This is a genomic window from Salicibibacter cibi, from assembly GCF_016495865.1.
GTDB lineage: Bacteria > Bacillota > Bacilli > Bacillales > Marinococcaceae > Salicibibacter > Salicibibacter cibi.
On sequence record NZ_CP054706.1, the window covers coordinates 430,594 to 454,331 of the forward strand.

Consider the following 23,738-nt stretch of genomic DNA (forward strand, 5'->3'; position numbering starts at 1 on the left):
AAGATGATAGAGAATAAAATAAACAATTTAGAAGCATAACTGGCTTGCGAAACTACAAACACCTTAAGGCTTTGGTAGTAATATGCCCCTGTAGGGCTAATCAAACCACCCGTTGATCGGGTGGTTTGTGGTTACGTAGATTCAGGCCACAATAAGGATGATTTTATGATATGGCAAATGGTTTTGCTTTGTATTATTTGGGGGACAAACTGGGCGGTGATGAGTGTAGCACTAGAATATTTCCCCCCAATTATGTTTTCAGCCTTTCGTTTTGTTCTCGGTTCAGCTGTTTTGCTCGCTATTTGCTTTTATAGAAAAATACCCTTTCCTAAAAAACAAGATTGGAAATGGTACGCGCTTTGTGGTTTACTTCAAACTGCTTACGTATTTGCCGTTACGCAGTCAGTTTTAGAATATTTAAGCATAGGGGTAGGTTCTATTCTCGCATTTTCAATGCCATTTTGGCTGACCATTCTAGCTCATTTCTTTATCCCTAATGAGCGTATCAATTTCGCTAAAATTTCTGGTTTATTGATTGGGTTAACGGGTCTTATTTTAGTTCTAGACGTCAATTTTCTGGAAATGACATGGAGTGGAGTCACAATTGTTGCCCAATTGTTTGCAATCTCTGCTTCAATAGCATGGGCTACCTCTAACATTATTATCAAAAAAGTATTGCACAATCATGATAAAACGCAGTTTACAACGTATCAGATGATAATCGGGGCTCTTGGTTTGTTAGTGGCTTCCTTTATTTTAGAACCGGGGGGCTCGGTGGAATGGAGTTGGATGGCAATATTCTGCCTAGTTTTTGCTGGTGTTCTCGCTTCCGCATTGGCCTATATTCTATGGTCGTTTATTCTTTCTGAGGGGGAAGCGGGTAAATCATCGATTTCATTATTGGCAGTCCCGGTTGTAGGTGCTCTTTCTGGGTGGGCTTTCTTGGGAGAAACTTTGTCATTGGGGACTTTGCTTGGGATACTACTTGTATTATCCGGCATCGCGGTAGTGAATATGAAAGATATCAAGCGCCTCAGACGTAAGGTAGCTTATGATCATGCCATGCCAGATCAGAAAGAAAAAGGTTCACTTTAATGCATCTATTATATAGTCTGCTCATTTTCATTTATTTAATCAATGCTTTTCTGGAACTGGACAGCCTGAACTATGTCACAGGTATACTTGCAATTCTATTATTGGTTGTATGCTTCCGCAAGGCTGAACGGCTGTTTCAATTGATGGGGACAATCTTTGCTGTGGCTGGATTGGGTTTATTCATCCATAGCGGTATAAACTGGTATGAATTGCCCTATTATCTAAATACCTTTGTCGAGATTTTGGCATTATTTTTTGTTCTGCCTTTTATCAACGGCATTATTATTGTTGGGAGATACGACCAAAGCGTGAATAAGCTTTTGAAGTCACAGGTTGCCCATTTGGGCCAACTATACGGACGAGGAATGATGGCCAGTTATTTACTGGGATCGTTTTTAAATATAGCCATGATTCCTCTGGTGCAATCTGTATTGCAGAAAAATCTACAGACCATGGCGAATAAAATTCGCAGTATATTTATCAGCCAGGCTATGCTAAGAGCCTATGCATTGTGTCTGGTATGGAGTCCGATGGAAGTCATGGTTGCGCTCACGATTGATATTACACAGATAGACTACTTACGGTTACTTCCCTGGCTTCTTGTTTTTTCCATTGCGCTGTTCTTGCTCAGTTGGGCTATTGGACGTCGGTATAAAAAGTATCGGTTGTCCGAGGATCAACAAATGAATGAAAAAATTGAGTGGAAAGTCTATCGCAAAATTGCTGGTATGCTCATTTTTTTAGTCCTGTTTATTGGATGCATTATTTTGATGGGAGAGGTGTTTGGCTTTAGCTTTTTGACAACCGTCTCCATTATTATTATTCCTTATTCCACGGTTTGGGCGTTTCTCATTAAACGAATACGTACTTTTTATATCTATAGTTTGCAATATTGGCGAATGCGTGTCTCGACCATGGGGAGCTATGTCGTTCTTTTCTTGTCTTTAGGACTATTCATCGGTGTATTAAGAGAAACAGAGCTGATGACTATGGTTCAAGAACCGTTGCTTTACCTGTCCGATACACCGCTTTTTTTATTTGTCGGTATCCAATTGTTATTTTTAGGGTTGGCGTTTGTCGGTTTCCACCCGCTCGTAACGATGGGCATCTTGGGAGAAGTGATTCAACCGCTATTATCGATCATTAACCCTATGAGTTTTGCTATCGTCCTGATCACCTCAAGTTTATCGACAGTGATGGCCGGGCCGTTCAATATTACCGTGACGTTAACAGGTAGTTTATTGAAGGAAAATCCATATCGGATTGCCTGGTGGAACATCGCTTTTGCGTTTATATTTAGTGGAACAGGGACTTTAATAGCGCTCTTTCTATTGTAGAACTTTAAGATTTACACTAAAGTTTATATTTTTGTTTACAGAGAAAGCGGTTTCATGTATAATGCACGCATGCGAACGATGTTCTATAATAATGAACATAAAAAACGTTTTTATAGTATTTGAGGTGATAGCCTTATTTAAAGAGAAAGACTACTATGATTTTGATGATTTTATTTTTTTCACAGCTCAATAGTTGTGGTGACCTAAGAGTTTGAAGGAGATGAATTATAGATATGGGTAAAAAAATTTGGATAAGTACATTAGCTTTTTCAATAGCTTTATTTGCTGGATGTGAGGCTGGTGGTGATGAGGACGCTGCTGCAGATTTCCCCGAGGGTCCGGTTGAACTTATAGTCCCTTATGATGCTGGAGGTGGCACGGACGCTGTAGCCAGAGCGTTGGCGGATGCAACCGAGGAACACCTGGGTGAATCAATAGGGGTTGTGAATACGACCGGAGGCGGTGGTGCCGTAGGTTTTACCGAAGGGGCGACTGCAGCTCCAGATGGACAAACCGTCACATTGGTAACGGTAGAATTAGTCACGCTGCCACATATGGGATTGGCGGATGTTTCCCACGAGGATTTTAAAGCGATCGGGCAAATGAATTTTGATCCCCCAGCAGTCACCGTCCCTGCTGACGCTCCTTATGATACGTTGGAGGAGTTTATCGATTACGCTGAGGAAAATCCCGGAGAAATTCAAATGGGAAATTCTGGTTCTGGATCAATTTGGCATTTAGCTGCTTCTGCGATTGAGCAGGAGACGGGTGTAGAGTTTGAGCATGTGCCTTTTGATGGAGCTGCTCCTGCAGTCACCTCCCTATTAGGCGGTCATATCGACGCCGTTCCCGTAAGCCCTGCTGAAGTCTTGCCTCAGGTTGAAGGAGAGGAACTGAAGACATTAGCGGTTATGGATGAAGAACGTGCCGAAGTATTCCCTGAAGTGCCTACTTTTGAAGAAGAAGGATTCTCTGGAGCTGACGGTGTAGGACCGTGGAGAGGCGTTGTTGTACCTGAAGATACTCCTGATGAGGTTGCTTCGGTCTTAGAAGAAGCCTTTATGGCAGGAGCGGAAGAACCGGAATTTCAAGAGTTTATGGAAGATAACGGACTCGGAATGACGATTACAGACGGCGAGTCCTTCGGACAAATGATGGGGGAAAGTTATGATTTCTACGGTGAGTTAATCTCTGATTTAGGGCTTGAGTAATGACAATGAGGTTGGACAACCAACCTCACTCTTTTTAAGGAGGGAACAGATGTGAAAAGGGTGGATTTAATTAGCAGTATCATCGTCATGGCGGTGGCAATCTTTTTTTTATATCAAACATTTGGTTTTCCGGCTACGGGTACAGATTCTGAAACCGGGCCGGAATTCATCCCGAGAATTTTTTCTACACTGCTTATGATATTGGGAATCATCTTATTTATTAAATCATTTATAACAAAAGAAGAAGCGCCAACAACCAAAGTGAAGATGATTGCCCTAACTATCGGCATTTTATTCGTTTATCTGCTATTGATCAACTTTTTAGGTTATTACAGCAGTACGATCCTATTTGTGTTGGTTCTGTTGTTGATTACAAACATTCGAAAGATCGCTTTCTTAATTACTGTGCCTATAATGGTCGCTTTATTCATATTTGTTTTCTTTGAAAATTTATTAACTGTTCCTATTCCAACAGGGATACTGTTCTAAAAAGAGAGCGAGGGAGATATTCATGGACTTATTTATGCAAGGACTGGCGAATGTTCTTGAATGGCAAATGCTCCTCATCCTAATTGTTGGAGCTGCCCTTGGAATTGCGATTGGTTCTTTACCTGGATTGACAGCAACGATGGGGGTTGCACTTCTTGTCCCTGTTACTTATGGAATGGATCCTGCAGCAGGTATCCTATTACTTGTAAGTTTATATTTTGGAGCGATTTACGGCGGATCGATTACGGCTATTTTACTTAGGACACCGGGAACTCCTGCTGCAGCGGCTACTGCTTTAGATGGTTATGAGATGACGAAAAGAGGACTAGGTCAGAAAGGGTTATTGGTTGCCGTATATTCGTCTGCAACAGGGGCTGTTGTAAGCGTTACGATTTTAATTTTCCTTTCGCCTGTTTTGGCTAACTTTGCACTGAATTTCAGTGCACCGGAAACTTTTGCCTTAGCGCTTTTTGGATTGTCCATTATCTCAAGTGTTGCCGGGGAATCGATGTTAAAAGGCTTGATTGCCGGAGTTGCAGGTTTATTGGTAGCTACCATCGGATTAGATCCTATGGACGGGTTTGCCAGGTTTACTTTTGACAACGTTCAATTGCTTAATGGGGTGGATTTTATCCCTGTAATGATTGGGTTATTTGCAGCGGCTCAAGCATTCAAAATGATGGAAGACATTTTTTCCAAAGAACAAATCAACCTTACGATTGAGAAAAGTAAGCTAAAATGGAAAGAATTTAAAAGCTTGATTATCACGATGCTCCGATCATCCGCAATCGGCACTGGTATTGGCATGATTCCCGGTGCAGGTGGAGATATATCGGCGTTTGTCGCTTATAACGAAGCAAAAAGATTTTCCAAAAAACCCGAAGAATTTGGGAAAGGGGCTATGGAAGGTGTCGCCGCCCCTGAATCAGCAAATACCGGTACTTCAGGCGGATCCATGATTCCTTTATTAACTTTGGGTATCCCGGGTGACGCGGTTACCGCTGTTATGTTGGGCTCATTGATGGTGGCAGGTTTGCAGCCGGGGCCTTTATTGTTTGTTGAAAATGCAGATGTTGTATACACGATATTTGTTGGTATGATCGTAGCTACGATTCTTATACTGATTTACGGGTTGATCGGCATTCGTCATTTTGTCAAGATTTTATTAATTCCTAAACCGATTATGGCGACGTTCATTCTAGTATTATGCGTGGTCGGCTCTTACTCTATCGGAAATAATTTCTTTGATGTATGGGTCATGTTTGTAGCCGGGGTGATTGGTTACTTTATGATTAGATATGGGTATCCGGCTTCACCGGTGATCTTGGCTCTTATCCTGGGCCCCTTGATGGAATCGAATCTACGACGATCATTAGTGATGTCCGGAGGGAGTTATGATGTGTTCTTCACTCGACCAATAACGGCTATTTTATTGTCGCTAGCTGTGCTTACATTGTTTTCGCCTTTAATTAGGGCTTGGTATGTTAAACGAAGAGTTAACGGTGATAATAATAAAGATATGAATGCTTAGTTAGCAAGCATGAATCGTTCATATAGGTCGTTCTAAGCAAGGACGACTTATATGAATTTACATTACTCACGTGTGGGTTATCGTTGTGGTGCCAGCGATGCAAAAAAATGTTTTTTATTTACAATGTATGCGGTTTCATATATAATAAAAACTATATAAGAACATAATTTTATATTATAAAACATATAAAGAGAGAAGGGGGATTGGTCTTTGAGAATTTTACGCTGGTTGGACAAACATCTGGAAGAATACATCGTGGTTTTTCTAAGTGCACTTGCGACAGTGGTTGTGTCTTACAACGTCTTTATGAGATTTGTGATGAATAGTTCTTCAAGTTGGGCGGAGGAATTAGCAAGATTTTCTTTTGTGTGGTTAGTTTTGATAGGAATTAGTTACGGGATAAAAAGACAACGCCATATTTCTGTGGACGCCGTTCTCATGTTATTTAAAGCAAGAGGAAAAATCATTATTAACATTATTGCGAACTTTCTTTTCCTTATTTTTGCTGTTACAATGGTCTATTTTGGTTTCGAGATTACCTCTACGACTTTTGATCGAGGACAGATTACCCCGGGATTACAAATTCCGATGGGAGCAGTTTATTTGGCAGCTCCTGTAGGCATGTTTTTAGCGTCTGTTCGACTTATTCAACATATTTGGAAGCAGATTACCCGGTTGAAAACCGGTGATTTTGAGGATGTCGAAGAAGAATTTGAGGAACAGATGAAACAATAGGAGGTGTACTCATGACTGCAATCATCTTATTTGTCTCTTTTTTCATTTTTTTAGCACTAAGCGTTCCTATAGGAATTTCGTTAGGATTAGCTACGATGGTTACGTTATTATATTCGGAAACTATGTCATTAAATTTCATTGCACAAAGTTTGGTAACAGAAACGGATAATTTCCCATTAATGGCCGTGCCTTTCTTCATACTTGCTGGTGAACTGATGGGTAAAGGCGGTATAACTAACCGTTTGTTTAATTTGGCCAATGTGATGGTCGGGGGCTTTACGGGTGGTTTTGCCATGGCTGCCATCGTTACATGTATGTTCTTTGCGGCGATTTCAGGTTCTGGACCAGCCACTGTCGCAGCGATTGGTGCGATTATGATTCCGGCAATGGTAGATATGGGCTATGACAAAAAGTTTGCTACTGCTACTGTAGCTGCGGCAGGTACCATCGGCGTCATAATTCCGCCGAGCATTCCCATGATCGTCTATGGTACTTCATCACTGACGTCAATAGGGGATATGTTTATAGCAGGTATTATCCCGGGGCTTTTTATCGGGGGCATACTAATGCTATGGGCATATATTTACTCCAAGAAGAAGGGGTATAAGGGTCGAGAAGAAAAGACTACTTTTCAAGACTTTTTAAAAGCACTGTGGAATGCCAAGTGGGCTTTAGTAATCCCTTTTATTATTTTGGGCGGGATTTATGGAGGTATCTTCACGCCAACAGAAGCTGCCGTTGTGGCGGTGGTTGTTGCTTTAATTGTAGGGCTTCTACTGCATCGGGAATTGAAAATCAAAAATTTATTTGGTGTTTTTCGTGATGCTGCGCTAACTACAGCAACGATTTTAATTATTGTGGGAGTAGCTGCAGCTTTTGGACGCTTGCTAACGATAGAGCAAATACCTGTTCAGGTGGCAGTACTCATCACAGACTTATCGACAAATCCAATCGTTATTATCTTATTGATCACTGTGCTATTACTTATTGTGGGAGCGTTTATGGAAACGGTTGCTGCGATCTTAATTATGACACCTATCCTAATGCCCATCGTTACGGAGCTTGGTATGGACCCAGTGCACTTTGGTATAGTGATGGTTGTTAATTTGGCGATTGGATTTATCACACCTCCAGTGGGTGTCAACTTATTTGTTGGTTCAGGCATTTCGGGTATTCCGTTATTAACTTTGGCCAAAGCAATTTTACCGTATTTAATCGCCTTGATTATTAGTTTATTAATTATCACTTTTGTTCCACAGTTATCATTATTTCTAGTCTCTTTGATGGATTAATTATTGGAGACTAAGGGGGTGATAAAAAAGATGTCTTGTCCGTTCAGTGCTTGGTTGTACGACTATTTATAGGGGGAATTACATTATGAAAAAAAGGTTTAGAGCGTTTGGGTTATTTTTGACGTTGGCATTGTTGTTGGTGTTAGCAGTTGCTTGTGGGGGCGAAGAAATAGACGTAAGCGAGGATGAAGTCGATAGTGGGGATGCAGAAGGTGAAGATGAGGAAGATGCTGAAGAAATTGAAAGTGATAACCCCGATGCACAAACCCTTCGTGTTAGCTTAGGATTAAACGATCAACATCCTTTGTATGAATCTGCTGTGCACTTTGGAGAGCTTTTAACAGAAAAAACGGATGATTTCAATGTAGAAGTTTACCATTCCGAGCAAATAGCAGGTGACGTTGTAGCTACAGAAATGTTACAAAATGGGGATTTGGAAATCACAATACCATCGACTTCTCCGCTTATTACCTTTTTGCCCGAATATGGAGTATTTGATTTGCCATTTGTAATTCCCGATCATGAGGTTGCCGATGAAGTATTGGATGGGCCTTTTGGAGATCAGATGCTCGATATGTTGGAAGATCAAGATTTAGTCGGTTTGGCGTGGTGGGAAAATGGTTTTAGAAACTTAACAAACGATGTACAGCCGGTCGAAAGCATGGATGATCTTGAGGGATTAACACTTCGTACGATGGAAACAGATATTCATTTGGATGTTTGGGAAACATTGGGTGCTAACCCAACCCCCATGTCTATGGGAGAAGTGTTCACAGGTTTACAACAAGGTACAATAGACGGTCAGGAGAACCCGTATCCTACAATTGATCTTGAAGGTTTTGACGAGGTAAACGATTATCTATCCGGAACGAACCATGTTTACACACCGTTTGTCTTTCTATTCAGTAAACCAATTTGGGATGATTTGGATGAAGAGCAACAGGATGCAATTGCGGAATCCGCATACGAAGCGAGGGAATTTAATCGGGAACGGACACGTGAAGTGGAAGAAAGCAGTTTGGAAGATCTGCAAGAGCGTATGGAATTTTCAGAGATCACAGATGAAGAATTTGAAAGATTCCAGGAAGCTGTTGAACCTGTAATTGAAGATCATTCAGAAGCGATTGGCGAAGATATCGTTAACGATTTTATGGAGGAAGTAGAGGAAGCCTCAGATTGATATTTTTGGTAGAGGGTTGAAAGTGTTTTGAGAAGTGAAGCTAGAGAATGTTCTCTAGCTCTTTCTCTTAAGCGTTAAAAGGATATTTTCATTAAAAGGGGAGGTTTTAAGTTATGAGGATAAAGGATGTACAAACGGCTGTGGTAGAAGCAAACTATGATTGGACGATTATCAAGGTAATCACAGATGATGATACGGTTGGATATGGGGAGGCTTTTTTCGCTCCGGGCTTAACCTCAGTAGTGTCGGAATTAAAAGTAGTTCTAATTGGAGAGGATCCGCGAAATATCGATTATTTGTTTCGACGTATGCGTACAGCGACTGTTGCCGGTGGTCTAACCGGAATGACACTGCATGCGATTACGGGAATTGAAACCGCTTTGTTTGATATCGTCGGCAAAAAACTGAATGTGCCCGTTTATCAACTGCTGGGTGGTAAATATCGGGAAAAGATTCGAATCTATGCTGATTGCCATGCCGGTGATTCTTTGGAGAGTATCTCTCCCGTGTTGTTAACGCGTACGCCACACTGGGATAAAAACGCTAGCGTAGAGGAAGAACAGGAATTAAGTATGAAGTATCACGGCGGCAAGCGTTCAGAAGCGGGAATGATCAATCCGGAAGATTATGCAGAGCAGGCGAAAAAAATGGTTGAGAAAGGATTTACTGCCCTGAAATTCGATGTCGATGTTCCGACACCCTATTCCATGGATGATTATAATCGTTCGTTAACGAGAAAAGAAATTGATTTCATGGTCAGTTTAGTAGCAGCTGTCCGTAATGCGGTAGGCGATGGGATCGATATCGCCATCGATTGTCACTGGAATTATAATGTTAATGATGTTATTAAGTTGGCACGAGCCTGTGAACCTTATGATTTATTATGGTTAGAGGATCCAACGCCTCCTGAAAATATCGATGCTTTACGTTGGGTCACTCATGAAACACAGGTACCGATTGCATCTGGTGAAAATCATTATTTGCGCCATCAATTTGCTGAGATATTGCATAAGCAAGCCGTGAACATCGTTTCCCCTGATTTTCAAAAGGTTGGAGGTTTAATGGAAGCCCGTAGAATTGCTGATTTGGCAGATATGCATAACGTGGTTTTGGCACCGCACAATATCAGCAGCCCTATCGGGACGATGGCTGTGGCCCACGTATGTGCCGCGATTCCAAACTTTCTGGTATTGGAATGGCATGCAGCGAGCGTTCCATTTTGGGATGATCTTGCCAAGGATCACCCTAAACCCCTCATACAGAACGGGCATTTGACGATCCCTGACAAACCTGGCCTCGGAGTCGATCTTGATGAAGATGTGGCTTACCAATATCGAAAATATGGTGAATCCTTTTTTAAATAAATTTATATAAGGCATCATAAAAAAACATTTAATTGTTGAAATTAAAAGCGCTTTCCTTTAAAGTGTATAGTACATCATATAATAAAACGAAGTTTTATAATATAAAATTTTGGAGGTAAACACTTTTATGGCGAAGTGGAAGGTAGTGATCAGTGATTATGAATTTTCTTCATTACAGCCTGAGGAAGAGGTATTTTCCCATGGGGACATAGAATTTATTAAAAAACAGTGTCGAACTGAAGATGAGGTTATCTCCGCCTGTCAAGATGCAGATGGCATTATAACTCAATATGCGCCATTCCCCAAAAAAGTTCTCGATGCATTGCCAAAATGCAAAGTGATCTCCCGATATGGTGTAGGGGTCAATACGATTGACGTGGAGATAGCATCTAAACATGGGATTGTCGTTAGCAATGTGACCGATTACTGTATGGATGAGGTTTCAGATCATGCGTTCGCGTTAATCCTTGCGGCGGCTAGAAAAATTGCATTTCTCGATCATACAGTGAAAAAACGGGTTTGGAATTTTAATGAAGGTCGGCCCATTTATCGGTTACGGGGTCAAACATTAGGGTTATTAGGTTTTGGTAAAATTCCGCAAACACTCACTTTAAAAGCCCAGGCGTTCGGCTTAAATATTATTGCCTATGACCCGTACGCTGATGATCAGGTCGCTCGTGATCATAATGTTGAACTCGTAGATCTTTCGGAACTTTGCCGAAGTTCGGACTTCATCTCGGTTCACGCACCCTTAACGGAAAGCACGCGCGGAATGATTAGCACAGAACAATTTGAGCAAATGAAAACAGAAGCATTCATTATTAATACAGCTCGTGGGCCAGTCATTGATGAAAAGGCATTAGCTGTTGCTTTAGAAGAATATCAAATTGCCGGTGTTGCTCTGGATGTTGTTGAAGAAGAACCGATACCTCTTCAAAGTCCGTTACTGGATATGAATCAGGTCACCCTTACTCCTCATATTGCCTGGTACTCTGAGGAGTCACAAGCTGAATTGAAAAGAAAAACGGCTGAAAATGTTTTACATGTGTTGAACGGCAGGAAGCCTGATTATTTCTTTAATCAACATTTAATAGAATCACCCCGAATGAAACTTTCGGAAAACCATGTATAAAATGGTAAAGGAGTGGAGTTATGACTAATCCTAACTGGGAAGGAATAATTCCTCCTGTCGTGACTTTGCTAAAACAAGACGGTAGTCTGGATGTTCCCGGTATGCAAGCACACATAGACGAACTCATTGCAGCTGGCGTAAACGGATTGTTCTTTATGGGCACCGGCGGGGAATTTGGATATATGTCTCTGCGTTTACGTAAACAAACGGCATTTGAAGCTGTGGCTGCTGTTAAAGGCAGAGTGCCGGTGCTTATAGGCACTGGGACAGCTTCTTATGAGGAAACTAGGGAACTGTCCCGACATGCTGAGGATATAGGAGCCGATGGTATTGTTGTTATACCTCCTTATTTTTGGCAAGTGAATGACGCCAACTTAATTTTATATTATAAACAGTTGGCAAATGATACTAATTTGCCTATGCTTCTATACAATTTTCCGGGGGCAGTAGGATACGACTTAAATCCAAATCTGGTCACAAAACTTGCGCTAGAAGTTCCGTCGATCCTCGGTATCAAGGAAACCGTGGATGAAGCGGGACACATCCGGGAAATGATTCTCAAGACTAAAGAGGTAAGGTCTGACTTTAAAGTTTTTTCCGGTTACGATGACCACTTGTTGAATACATTGATGTTAGGCGGGGATGGTGCAATATCGATGGGTGTTAATATTGCGCCGCATTTGCAAATCGGCATATATAAAGCTTTTCTGGAACAAGACTTTGAATCAATGATGAATTTGCATCGAAAGCTTGCCTATCTTCCTTTACTCTATAAATGGGATGCACCTCCGATAAATGTTGTAAAAGAAGCAATGAGAATGGTTGGAAAAAATGTCGAACCGTATGTATTTTCACCGGGAAATCTCGTGGATACGGAACGCTGTCAACCTTTGAGGGAGATTTTGCAAAAAGCCGGTTTGTCTAATTTTGATTCGTAGGAACCTTAAGTACGAGGAGGGTTAAATGATGAGTATTGTCAATGAATTGCTGGACCCGATCCCGTTACCGGATATGGTTCAGGTTGAGCAATCGTTTGATGTGCCTGTCGTTCAGGATGTGGCGAAGGAAGTTCAGCGGGCGATACAGAAAAGAGATGTTCTTCAAAGAATCAAACAAGGGGATCGGATTGCCATAGCAGTTGGAAGCAGGGGAGTAGCAGAACTGCCGGTCTTGACTCGAGAGACCGTATCAGCTGTAAAAAATGCGGGAGGATCTCCATTTATTGTGCCGGCAATGGGAAGTCATGGTGGAGCAACGGGAGAAGGGCAAAAAGAAGTGTTGGCTGAACTGGGGATAACAAAAGACAGCGTCGGTGCTCCTATTGTTGCCAGCATGGATGTTGTGAACGTCGGCGAAACTCGTGACGGAATGTCGATTTACACGGATCAGAACGCCTATGAAGCAGACCACATTATTGTGATCAATCGTATCAAGCCCCACACCGCTTTTCGGGGAGAGGTGGAAAGTGGATTAACTAAAATGGTGACGATTGGGTTGGGTAAGCAAAAAGGGGCAGAAGCAGCTCATGTCTTGGGTTTTGGCCATATGGCTGAACACGTTCCTGAAATGGCAAGGATTGTTTGTCAAAATGCACCCGTTCTATTTGGACTTGGTACAATTGAAAATGCTTACGACCAGGTAGCTAAAATTGTTGCGATCCCGGCAGCGCGGTTTGCGGACGAAGAACCTGATCTGTTGCTTGAGGCCAAGGATATGATGCCAAAACTTTTTATCGACCCTATAGACGTACTGATCGTTGATGAGATTGGAAAAGATATTTCAGGTGATGGAATGGACCCGAATATAACAGGTCGATTCGGCACTCCTTATGCAGAAGGAGGGGCGAATGCTATAAAGGTAGCCGTTCTCAGATTGACAGATAAAACGGGTGGTAATGCAAATGGGATTGGCCATGCTGATGTAACGACACGTGCTGTTTTTGAACAAACGAAGTTGGAAAAAGGTTACGCAAACGCGCTTACGAGCACCGTATTTGAGGTCGTAAAATTCCCCATGTTTTTAGATTCGGAAGCGTTGGCCGTAAAGGCAGCCATCAAAACCTGTCATAACCCTAATTTTGATCAAGCCAGAGTCGTACGGATTAAAAATACACTTGATATTAAAGAAATTCAAGTATCTACACCACTTATCCCTGAAGTAGAAAAACACCCGCAGTTACAAATGCTCTCAAAACCGAAACCGATAGCGTTACAGGCATGAACTGAATGCCAGAATCAAAATGAAAAGGAATGATGCGTTTTGACTAAATTTCCCCTGATTGAGAATGCATATAATCCTTATAGAGATAACGTACAGGGAAAAGCAAATGAGCCCATTACAGTTGCAGGATTGTTAGATCGTTCCAAGCAAACGCTCGGACAGTACTATGAAGGGGATGCCCCTGATTGGACGCTGGAAGAGATTTACGATCGACTTGAAAAAAATGCTCCACGGATTGCAATCATAGGTGGCTCTTCTGATCATCCTGCACATATTATGGACTTTCAAACATCATCAAGAGCTGCGATTCGAATTTGGCAAAATGGAGGAGTCCCATTTTATTTCTCAACCCCAGTGATGTGTGATGGAACTGCTCAAAGTAATCAAGGGATGAGTTATTCCCTGCAAAGTCGAAATGCCGTGGCGCAAATGATCGTAAATCAACTTGAAGCCCACAATTATCATGCAGCCTTTGTCATTCAAGGGTGTGATAAACAACCACTTGGTGTCGTTAGCGGGCTGGCTCACTTGGACCGATTGCGACAAGAGCGAGGGGAAGCACCGTTTCCAGCCACCTTCGCTCCGGCTCATGTTCTTCAAGGAGGAACAATTCCTGATCGGCTTTGGAATGAACTGGAGGATATCGCGGATCGGGCAAAAAATCAAGGATTTCCTGATGTCGCGGACGATTTACATGATGCCATGTCATATATTCTTCAATGCTCATCTAATACTTCATTTCAGGGTGTTTTTGAAAGAGCGGTGGGACATGAAGTGATCAGTGAAGAAGAACACAAGTATTTTGAAAAACAACTGGCGGTGAACACGTGCGATGGTCAAGGTGGTGTTTGTGCATTTAATGGAACCGGTAATAGTTCTCGTCACATTGTTGCCGGCTTTGGACTAGTACACCCTTCATTGGAACTATTAACAGACGCTCCCTCTCAACCAGCGATAAATGAAGCCATTGATCAGTTTTCAGTCATGTTAAATAAAGAAGAGTATGGTGTTTCTAAACTTGTTGCCGCTAATATCAGAAATGGCATTCGGATCCATAGCGCTTCCGGTGGATCAACTAATCTGATGATGCATATTGTGGCGGCAATGCTATACGGGGGCTATCGCTTCACCCTTGAAGACCTTGATAAACTTCATCACGAAACGCCCGTTCCGGATCTGTTTAATTATAGTCTTACAGAAGATCGGGATATTTATCAACTAGCGATGCAGTGTTGCGATAGTTCAAGCCGTGGAATGGAAAGTTTGTTTTATGAGTTGTTGCAAAATGGGGTACCGATGGATGTAAATGCCTTGACCGTAGAAGGGCGGACATGGGCTGAGCGTTTAGGGAACACGACGGCACTTTCTGCCGAGAATGTAAAGGAAAATCGCGTTATTCTCTCGAAACCAAAAAGAGCTTTCAGTGGCGTAGATGTTTTACGGGGAAACTTTTTTGAAAGCGCAGTGGTAAAAATCAGTGGAATGCCAACCCCTCACCTCGATATGTTTGATAAAAAAGTTGCTCAAGTTTTATATTTTGAAAACGAAGATGAAGCCAATAAACAACTATTAAATGACAATCTTATTGAGGATCTAAAAGAAAGAAACGTCTTTAATCGAGATCACCTTCTTGTTCAGTTACGGGAAAATTATCCTGAATCATTCTCTGAATGGAAGGACCAAAGCTATTCAATGATTTTTGACCATATGGTTGAGGTAGATGCATTGAAAATTGCAGTGGTGATCGCCGGGCAGGGGCCGGAAGCGTTTGGCATGCCGGAAATGTTCACCCCAATGCAGCATATTAACACGAATCGAAAAATGAAGCGATTAGCCACAATCATTAGTGACGGTCGGTATTCAGGCGTGACACTTGGAGCAGCGATTGGCCATATGACGCCCGAATCCCACAATGACGGAGGCATTCTCTATTTACAAACCGGTGACCTTCTTTATCTATCATTAAGGGAAAAACGTATTGATTATATGGATGCCGGCCACCATAAAGACTTGAAAATTAGTGATGATTTTAGTGAAGTTCGGAAACAACGGGCGGCATTGGCTGAAACTCGGCGTAAAAGCATGAGCAAACGGCAAAAGAGAATCGCTGCCTCAAACCGAATGCCTTATCATTCTGATGCTTCAAAAGGTGTTGTTCCTTACGTGATTATGGATGAGGCATCAGATGATTATAAGCCATTGCTTCAAAAATCAGCACTTACAAGTCATGAACAGCACTATGTGAAGAAATAACTCGCTTATAAAAATATATACGGCAGCGTTTATTCTATTTGGTGAAAGGAATTGTGATATATGTTAAGTTAAAATTTATAGGAACTATAGGAAAAGAGAGTGCGAAAAGTGTTTGATACGATGATTAGTAAAAGCATGAATATCCTCGAACCTCTTACCTATAGCCATAATAGGAACTACAAAGAATGGAGTCGATTGGTAAGAATAAGAGGAGGAACAGCCATGCCTATCATTCAATCAGTAGATCGAGCATTGAAGATTCTAGATCTCTTTGATGAACACGAAACAGAGCTCAAAATTACTGATATTAGCGAGCGTTTATCGCTTCATAAAAGCACTACGCATTCTCTGTTGAAAACCTTGGAAAAACATGATTATATTGAACAGAATCCGGAAAACGAAAAATATCGGTTGGCACTTAAACTGTTTGAACGGGGAAACATCGTCATATATAGCCGGGATATACGTACTGTGGCAAGGGAGTATTTGCTTCAACTGTCAAAAGAGTCGGGACACACGGTTCATTTGGTTATACAGGATGGTAAGGAAGGTATCTATATAGATAAAGTGGAGAGTGCGTCTGCTACTGTTTTCTATTCACGAATCGGAAGGCGTGTGCCACTGCATTGCAGCGGAGTCGGTAAAGTACTCATTTCTTTCCAATCAGATGCTGAGATAGAAACTTTGCTGAAATCCTACGAGTTTGTCAATCGAACCGAAAACACCATTACTGACCGTGAGAGCTTCATGAAGGAGATCCAGAAGATTAGAGACCAAGGTTATGCTGAAGACGAGCAAGAAAATGAACCTGGCATTCATTGTGTGGCTATTCCTGTTTTTGATTATACCGAAAAGGTTATCGCTGCTATCAGTATTTCTATGTCAGCCATGCGGATTTCTGAGACGGAAGTTACTCGTTTTGTGAAACTTTTAAAAGAAGCAAGCGGGGAATTATCAAAAAAGTTGGGTTATGGCTATATATAAAATAAAGAGGATATGACTAAAATTCACAGGAGTTGTATAATGAATATCTTTTGTTATGAAACTAACGAAAATCAAAAATCATTGGCTGTTTTAACGGATGATAATGACTGTTATCGTCTTCCCTATCAAACTTGGAATGAATTAATAGCAGAAGCTGAAAAGCAAAATGAAACACCATCCCTCCTTGTTCAACAATCCATTGACAATGCGGACAAGCTTTCAGCAGCGTTTGATTCCTTAAAGTTGTCAGTACCGGTTGAAGCCCCCGAAGTATGGGCAGCGGGAGTAACCTACCAAAGGAGTCGTGAGGCCAGAAATTATGAGGCTACAGAAGGTAAACTGGATAGCTCGACTTTTTATGATAAAGTTTATGATGCTGAGCGACCTGAAATCTTTCTTAAATCGACTGCTGCTCGTACGGTGGGCCCCAATAGACCCGTTTGTATTCGGTCGGATTCCAATTGGCAAGTGCCTGAACCTGAGTTGGGATTAGTTCTTAGCCCCTCCGGAGATATTGTCGGGTATACCGTAGGAAATGACATGAGTTGCCGGGATATTGAAGGGGAAAATCCGTTGTACTTGCCGCAAGCAAAGGTGTGGAAAAAGTCGTGTTCCATCGGACCGGTCATTAGACTGGCTGACACAGTCGATGACCCGTATGATATGGAAATCCGATGCAAGGTGTTTCGAAATGAATCGCTGGTTTTTGATGGAGACGGAAAGGTTGGTCAGCTGAAGAGAAGCTTGGAAGAGCTCGTTCACTATTTAGTGAGGGACAATGAGGTTTATGGTGGAACTGTTTTGCTTACCGGTACAAACATTGTTCCTCCAAATGATTTCACATTACAGCAAGGGGATCGGATTGAAATCGAAATCTCAGGCATTGGAACATTACGCAATACGGTTGAACAAGTAACCGGGAAAGCAGTAGCATCTTCATAATGCGTTAAACTCTACCGAAAATCGGTTAGAGTTTAAATATAAACATTTATATTTTACTAGGAGGATTAACTAATGTCAGTTACATCTCAAGTTTATGAGGCTTACAGTGTTATTAACGGGAACCAACAAGATGGGGAAGCAACAACGATATATAACCCTTCAAATTTATCCGAGCAAGTTGCTGTTTATCATGAGGTCTCCAGTAGTGCCGTTGAAGAAGCTGTTCAAGCAGCAAAACGAGCGCAACGCGAGTGGGCCGCTCTTTCCGGGTTGCAAAAAGGGGCCACGTTAGAAAATATGGCGACCAAATTAGAAGAAAACAAAGACGAAATCGCTACATTAGCCAGCTCTGAGATGGGGAAACCGATCAAAGAGATGAAAGGAGAAGTGGCCAGGGGCGTTCAATTATTACGGTACTATGCCGCGGAAGGAAGCCGTTCTAATGGTAATGTCATTCCGGCTGCAAATCCTCAAGTTCACCAGTATTCAAAACGGGTACCACTCGGGGTTGTTGGGGTCATAACCCCTTGGAATTTCCCTGTGGCCATTCCTATTTGGAAAATAGCGCCGGCTTTGATTTGTGGAAACGCTATTGTTTGGAAGCCTGCAAAACAAGCGGCAGTCACAGCATCCAAGTTAATGGATGTTTTCCAAGACGTGTTACCATCCGGTCTGATCAATATGTTGATCGGTTCCGGGAGTAAAGTAGGAAATACACTCCTTGAAGAAGGTAACATTGATGCCCTCAGCTTTACAGGATCGACGGAGACAGGCATGCATGCAGCAGCGACTTGCGCCTCTCGCAACATTAAATATCAGACTGAAATGGGCGGTAAAAATGTGGCTGTCGTACTTGACGATGCCGATCTTGATCAAACCGTATCGGCTATCCTTAGCGGATCATTCACTTCCGCCGGTCAAAAATGTACGGCCAGTAGCCGAATTGTGGCAGATAAGAAAATTATGCCGACCCTAAAAGAAAAACTGAAGACAGCAGTAGCGGATCTACGTGTTGGAGAAGCCCTTGATGAGCAAGCATTCCTAGGTCCGGTATCTTCGAAAGACCAATACGAAAAAATTAATGAATACATTTCATTAGCCAAAAAAGAAGCGAATGTTGTTGCTGAAACTAAAACCATCGTCAGTGACTATGAAGGGCACTATATTCGCCCGCTTATTGTCGATGGGATGGATGCGAATCACACGTTGGCTCAGGAGGAAGTGTTCGGACCATTTGCGGTTCTTTTGGAAGCGGAAGATTTTGATGAGGCTATTGAGATTGCTAATAACACCGATTATGGATTAAGTGCCTCGATCTTCACAAATGATTTGAGCCGCTCTCATCAATTCTTGGAGCGTTCAGAGGCTGGGATGGTACGTGTGAATCTCGAAACCGCAGGCGTCGAGTATCAGGCACCTTTCGGAGGTATGAAAATGTCCAGTTCTCATACTAGGGAGCAAGGACAGGCGGCTTTGGAATTCTACAGTGAAACGAAGACATGCGCGATCAGACACAGTTTTTAAGTATTGAAAAAATAAGCTTGTTGGTTCTGAAAATATCAGAGAACCAACAAGCATAATTTTCACATAGAGGAAAGGGAAGATTCATGAAAATTATAGATTATACATTATATGAAGTCCCACCAAGATGGTTATTTTTAAAGTTGGAAACGGATGAAGGTATTATTGGTTGGGGAGAACCTATTTTAGAAGGAAAAAGTAAAACGGTAGAAATTGCAGTCAAGGAATTGATGGAACTACTGATCGGAAAGAATCCACTGCATATTGAGGAGCATTGGAACGTCATGTATCGCGGAGGGTTTTATCGTGGCGGGCCGATATTAATGAGTGCTATTTCCGGAATAGACCAAGCACTGTGGGATATTAAAGGAAAATATTATAAAGCCCCTATACATGAGTTGCTAGGCGGAGCGACCAGAGACAAGATTAAAGTGTACTCCTGGATTGGCGGCGATCGCCCCGAAGATGTGGCCCAAGCGGCAGCGGCTGCCTTTTCCAATGGATTTCAGGCCGTAAAAATGAACGGGACTGAAGAAATGCAGTATATCGATTCCTATTATAAAGTGGAAAAAGCTGTAAAGAGAGTGGCTTCAATCAGAGAGCGAGTCGGTTGGGGTATCGGTATCGGTGTTGATTTTCACGGACGTGTGCATAAACCGATGGCGAAACTACTTGTGAAAGAGTTGGAATACTATAAGCCTATGTTCATAGAGGAACCTGTCCTATCGGAAAATAATGAGGTACTTCGAGATATCGCCAATCATACGGCTACACCCATTGCTACAGGAGAAAGAATGTACAGTCGTTGGGATTTTAAACCATTGCTCATCGATGGTTATGTAGATGTTATTCAGCCTGATTTATCACATGCCGGCGGGATTACCGAAAGTAAAAAAATTATCTCTATGGCTGAAGCGTTTGATGTGGCAGTCGCACCCCACTGCCCACTTGGACCAATTGCTCTAGCAGCATGCCTTCAAGTAGATGCTACCTGTCATAATGCTTTTATACAAGAGCAAAGTATGGGCATTCACTATAACAAGCAAAATGATATTCAAGATTATGTAAAGGATGCAAGTGTGTTTCAATTTAAGAATGGCTTTGCTAAGATTTCGGATCAACCCGGACTGGGCATTGAAATCAATGAAACGGTCGTCCAGGAAAGATCTAAGGTAGGGCATAACTGGAAAAATCCAATTTGGCGGCATGAAGACGGTACGATTGCGGAATGGTAACGTATGATTGTGCGAATTAGTGGCAATGCAGTCGTCACTCTTATCCAGGAATCTCGATTCTACATTATAATAAGTATCATTCAGCCAGGTAAGACTGGGGTATGGAGAAAACAGCAAGGAATACCAAAAATCGCATTTTGATTGGAAAAATGTGGAACAAAGGAAGGAACCTGATTCCGTGACGGTGATTCCCTTTCATTCATCTCTATTATTGATAAAATGGGGGTAGATGAAGCATGAACGCTCTTCAATTTTGACACCCGGAAGGTGAAAGCATGACAGGGAAATTAAACATCCAACTAACGGATGAATATATTCTACCGACGAGCGGGCTCCCGTTGATCGGTGCTTTATTAGAACGGAGCTTTCTTCGCTCTCAACTTTCAGCTTTTTCTATGGAAGGTCTCACAGATACAGCCCAGATTTCGCACGGGGATACGATCGCTTTCTTATATCGGTTTGCTTGCCCAAGGCAAGAATGATTTTGGATGGATCGAATCCCATCGTCACGATCCCCTTTTTCAAACGGCTTTAGGGCTGCATCAAACGCCCTCTGAAGCGACGCTTCGCCAACGGATGGACCAAATCGCCCGCCACGACGATACGCTTTCGGTGCTGGGAAAAGAAAATGTACGCTTTCTTCAACAGCTGGATTCCCGAATAACCTCCACGTCGCTTTCAAATGGTGAAGAAAGAATACCCATCGATGCAGATCATTCGCCTTTTGACAACGGTGATACCAACAAAGAAGGCGTCAGTCGCACGTATAATGGCGTTGATGGCTATAATCCGGGCTTTGCTTACATGGGCCAAGAAGGCTATGTGATTCATGCTGAACTCCGGATTGGCAAAGATCATGTCCAAAAGGGCACGCCTGCATTTTTACATAAGGCCTTGACCTCAGCCCAACAAGTCACCGACACACCCCTGCTTCTTCGGCTCGACGCAGGCAATGACGCGTCCGCGAATCGGAAGGTATGTGACCAATTAGGCGTGGACTATATCATCAAGCGTAATCTTCGCCAAGAAACACCTGAAGCTTGGTTGGCCATTGCCGAACAACAGGGGACAGCTACTGAGCCCCGAGAAGGAAAAAAGGTATACACTGGGAAGATCCAAATGAGAAACAGTCAGGGAGACCCTACATGGCAAGCGTACCAAGTGGTGGAACGCACGATGACAAGGGACGGTCAAATGCTGCTCGTGCCGGAAGTCACCTGTGACAGTTATTGGGTTTCCATGGATCTCCCTGTGGACGACACCATCGAGTTGTATCACCAGCATGGCACGTGTGAACAATTTCATAGTGAGCTGAAAACGGATATGGATCTCGAACGCTTTCCTTCCGGGAAATTTGCGACCAACCATATGATTTTAACATTGGGTTGCTTCGTCTATAATCTCTTACGGAATATCGGTCAGGAAGCCTTAAAAGGCGATGATATGCCCGTGAAAAAGAAAGTCTTTCGCCGTCGCCTGAAAACCGTCATCGATCAGATGGTTATGTTCGCCGGCAAATTCGTTCAGCATGCCAGACAGCTTTATCTGAAGATCAGTAAACACAATCCTTGGCATCATTGTTTCCAACGCCTGTACCAGCAATTTCTATGGTGACAGAGACCCGTCGATTGGCCCGCTGATCTCAACGGAAATAAGTCCTATGCGTATGCTTTTGATGCATGTTCCGTGTTAGGAGTGTCGTTAAACCATGAATAAAGTCCCGTTTTCACTGTTAAAAGCCACATCTCATTCGATTCCCTAAAATTCGACGCCTTTTCATCGTTTCATCACGGAATCAGGAGGAAATCAACGAAAAATGAAGAAACACCTCCTAAGGAACACAAAGGAGGTGTTAGCGGTGGGTAGACCAACATTGCAACAACTACTCACCTATGTGTCTAAGGTATACGGAATTGGCGAAAAAATCAAGAGGGCAAAAGACGGAAGAAAAGATCCACAAATTATGGAATCGACGATATGTTGCGTGATGCTCCTTGGTTTTGTGTGGCGGATGAAGAGTTTGAATCAATTAAATCAGTGGCTTAAATATGGGCGATTCAAAAAACTATTGCCAGGGGTTCGTTTGCCCCGGGTTGATGCTGTTCGCGAGTCGTTGAGTCAGTATGATCTGGAACCGTTGCAGGAGATGCATGACGGCATCATTCACAAGGCCAAGCGAAACAAAGTGTTCCAACAAGGAACGATGAACGGTTGGGTGGTCGTTGGCCTGGATGGGGTCGAACTGTTTGAAAGCAAGGTCAAAAATTGTGATGAATGCTTGACCCGTGAAAAGGATGGCGAAACGCATGATTTCCATCGAGGTGTTGCATGCATGACGGTCGGTTCAGATCCCCATGTCATCCTTGGTATCGATCACATGCATCCCAGAGATGGGGAGGATAAAGATGAAGGTGAACAAACCGTTGGAAAACGACTGATCCGCAATCTTTATGACACGCATCGTCATTTTGCCGACGTCATTGTGGGCGATGCCTTATATGTGAACGCACCATTTATCAATGACGTGCGAGCCATTGGCATGGACGCGGTCATTCGTGTTAAAAACAAACGGTTGCACCTCGTCCAAGATGCCTTGGGTCTTTTTCAGCATCGCGAAGCCGATGAACATTGGTCGATCAAGGATCCCGAACCGAAGGCGAAACGAAAAAAGCAAAAACAAAAGCACATCCATGTGGAAGCGTGGGATGAAGAAGGATTTGAAATGGGAGGCGTTCCGCAACCTGTCCGCTTCCTGAGATTCCGCGAGACGATCACGGAAAACAAGTATCGCGGCAAGAACGTGAAGCGCGTAGAGACAACTAAAGAGGTTTGGGTGGTGACCACACTCGGAAAACATGTACCGGCAAAGCACGTTTGGGAGATGATCCATGAAAGATGGGATGTTGAAAATAACGGGTTTCGAGAACTGAAAACGAAGTGGAATATTCATCACTGCTTTATGCACCACCCACGCGCCATCGAAGCCATTTTGATGTTCATGATGATCGCGATTAACCTCTTCCACCTCTTTATCTTTCGAAGGGTGAAAGATTTTCGAAAAAAAGGGATCACGCAATCTTTTCTCGTCGAGGAGTTAAGGATCGATGCGGTCCTACAGGATGTTCCCCTCTATGCACTGTTAGAATGAATGCGTTGCCCACCGGCCTTTTGTCGAAATGTATCAGCAAATAGCCAAGGATGGCGAAACGTAACCATC

The 23,738-nt window shown here is 42.7% G+C and carries 20 protein-coding genes; all 20 read left to right on the forward strand.

Going from position 1 to position 23,738, the window contains the following annotated elements; translation table 11 throughout:
• The first annotated feature begins 165 nt into the window (after positions 1-165).
• The 20 genes from HUG20_RS02185 to HUG20_RS02280 all read left to right on the forward strand — a co-directional run bounded on the left by HUG20_RS02185 (position 166) and on the right by HUG20_RS02280 (position 23,669).
• Positions 166-1,095 carry a DMT family transporter gene (locus tag HUG20_RS02185; RefSeq protein WP_200087521.1) on the forward strand — a complete coding sequence of 310 codons (930 nt, stop codon included), beginning with the start codon at positions 166-168 and terminating at the stop codon, positions 1,093-1,095.
• A complete protein-coding gene (locus HUG20_RS02190) occupies positions 1,095-2,432 on the forward strand; it encodes a hypothetical protein (protein ID WP_200087523.1) in 1,338 nt (445 codons plus the stop codon). The genes HUG20_RS02185 and HUG20_RS02190 overlap by 1 nt, the downstream gene beginning before the upstream one ends.
• A 233-nt stretch (positions 2,433-2,665) precedes the next feature.
• Positions 2,666-3,643 carry a tripartite tricarboxylate transporter substrate binding protein gene (locus tag HUG20_RS02195; RefSeq protein WP_200087525.1) on the forward strand — a complete coding sequence of 326 codons (978 nt, stop codon included), beginning with the start codon at positions 2,666-2,668 and terminating at the stop codon, positions 3,641-3,643.
• A 51-nt stretch (positions 3,644-3,694) separates the two neighbouring features.
• A complete protein-coding gene (locus tag HUG20_RS02200; RefSeq protein ID WP_200087527.1) occupies positions 3,695-4,132 on the forward strand; it encodes a tripartite tricarboxylate transporter TctB family protein in 438 nt (145 codons plus the stop codon).
• Positions 4,133-4,154: 22 nt separating this feature from the next.
• Positions 4,155-5,663, forward strand: coding sequence for a tripartite tricarboxylate transporter permease (locus tag HUG20_RS02205; RefSeq protein WP_200087537.1), 1,509 nt, complete (start codon positions 4,155-4,157; stop codon positions 5,661-5,663).
• 210 nt (positions 5,664-5,873) lie between these two features.
• Positions 5,874-6,398: a TRAP transporter small permease gene (locus tag HUG20_RS02210; protein WP_200087541.1), complete on the forward strand. Its 525-nt coding sequence runs from the start codon at positions 5,874-5,876 to the stop codon at positions 6,396-6,398.
• Between the two features lie 11 nt (positions 6,399-6,409).
• Positions 6,410-7,690 carry a TRAP transporter large permease gene (locus HUG20_RS02215; protein WP_200087550.1) on the forward strand — a complete coding sequence of 427 codons (1,281 nt, stop codon included), beginning with the start codon at positions 6,410-6,412 and terminating at the stop codon, positions 7,688-7,690.
• Between the two features lie 85 nt (positions 7,691-7,775).
• Positions 7,776-8,870 (forward strand): TRAP transporter substrate-binding protein, encoded by a 1,095-nt coding sequence (locus HUG20_RS02220; protein ID WP_200087553.1) that lies wholly within the window; start codon positions 7,776-7,778, stop codon positions 8,868-8,870.
• A gap of 113 nt (positions 8,871-8,983) precedes the next feature.
• Positions 8,984-10,234: a mandelate racemase/muconate lactonizing enzyme family protein gene (locus HUG20_RS02225; RefSeq protein ID WP_200087555.1), complete on the forward strand. Its 1,251-nt coding sequence runs from the start codon at positions 8,984-8,986 to the stop codon at positions 10,232-10,234.
• A 127-nt stretch (positions 10,235-10,361) separates the two neighbouring features.
• Positions 10,362-11,366: a C-terminal binding protein gene (locus HUG20_RS02230; protein WP_200087557.1), complete on the forward strand. Its 1,005-nt coding sequence runs from the start codon at positions 10,362-10,364 to the stop codon at positions 11,364-11,366.
• Between the two features lie 20 nt (positions 11,367-11,386).
• The gene (locus HUG20_RS02235; RefSeq protein ID WP_200087559.1) at positions 11,387-12,304 is read left to right on the forward strand and encodes a dihydrodipicolinate synthase family protein; all 918 of its coding nucleotides are present in this window, start codon (positions 11,387-11,389) and stop codon (positions 12,302-12,304) included.
• Positions 12,305-12,332: 28 nt separating this feature from the next.
• On the forward strand, positions 12,333-13,586 hold the full coding sequence (locus tag HUG20_RS02240; protein WP_200087568.1) for a nickel pincer cofactor-dependent isomerase, group 22: 1,254 nt from the start codon (positions 12,333-12,335) through the stop codon (positions 13,584-13,586).
• 39 nt (positions 13,587-13,625) lie between these two features.
• A complete protein-coding gene (locus HUG20_RS02245) occupies positions 13,626-15,839 on the forward strand; it encodes a dihydroxy-acid dehydratase domain-containing protein (RefSeq protein WP_200087570.1) in 2,214 nt (737 codons plus the stop codon).
• Between the two features lie 222 nt (positions 15,840-16,061).
• The gene (locus tag HUG20_RS02250; protein WP_200087572.1) at positions 16,062-16,823 is read left to right on the forward strand and encodes an IclR family transcriptional regulator; all 762 of its coding nucleotides are present in this window, start codon (positions 16,062-16,064) and stop codon (positions 16,821-16,823) included.
• Between the two features lie 39 nt (positions 16,824-16,862).
• Complete coding sequence (locus HUG20_RS02255; protein WP_200087581.1) at positions 16,863-17,765, forward strand: fumarylacetoacetate hydrolase family protein; 903 nt, start codon at positions 16,863-16,865, stop codon at positions 17,763-17,765.
• Positions 17,766-17,837: 72 nt separating this feature from the next.
• The gene (locus HUG20_RS02260; RefSeq protein ID WP_200087584.1) at positions 17,838-19,289 is read left to right on the forward strand and encodes an aldehyde dehydrogenase family protein; all 1,452 of its coding nucleotides are present in this window, start codon (positions 17,838-17,840) and stop codon (positions 19,287-19,289) included.
• Positions 19,290-19,372: 83 nt separating this feature from the next.
• Positions 19,373-20,521, forward strand: a complete 1,149-nt coding sequence (dgoD, locus tag HUG20_RS02265; RefSeq protein WP_200087587.1) for a galactonate dehydratase — start codon at positions 19,373-19,375, stop codon at positions 20,519-20,521.
• A gap of 275 nt (positions 20,522-20,796) precedes the next feature.
• Positions 20,797-21,003 carry a hypothetical protein gene (locus tag HUG20_RS02270; protein ID WP_200087589.1) on the forward strand — a complete coding sequence of 69 codons (207 nt, stop codon included), beginning with the start codon at positions 20,797-20,799 and terminating at the stop codon, positions 21,001-21,003.
• A complete protein-coding gene (locus tag HUG20_RS02275; protein ID WP_200087592.1) occupies positions 20,981-22,135 on the forward strand; it encodes an IS1380 family transposase in 1,155 nt (384 codons plus the stop codon). Before HUG20_RS02270 ends, HUG20_RS02275 begins: the two co-directional genes overlap by 23 nt.
• 244 nt (positions 22,136-22,379) lie before the next feature.
• On the forward strand, positions 22,380-23,669 hold the full coding sequence (locus HUG20_RS02280; protein ID WP_200087594.1) for a transposase: 1,290 nt from the start codon (positions 22,380-22,382) through the stop codon (positions 23,667-23,669).
• Positions 23,670-23,738 lie beyond the last annotated feature (69 nt).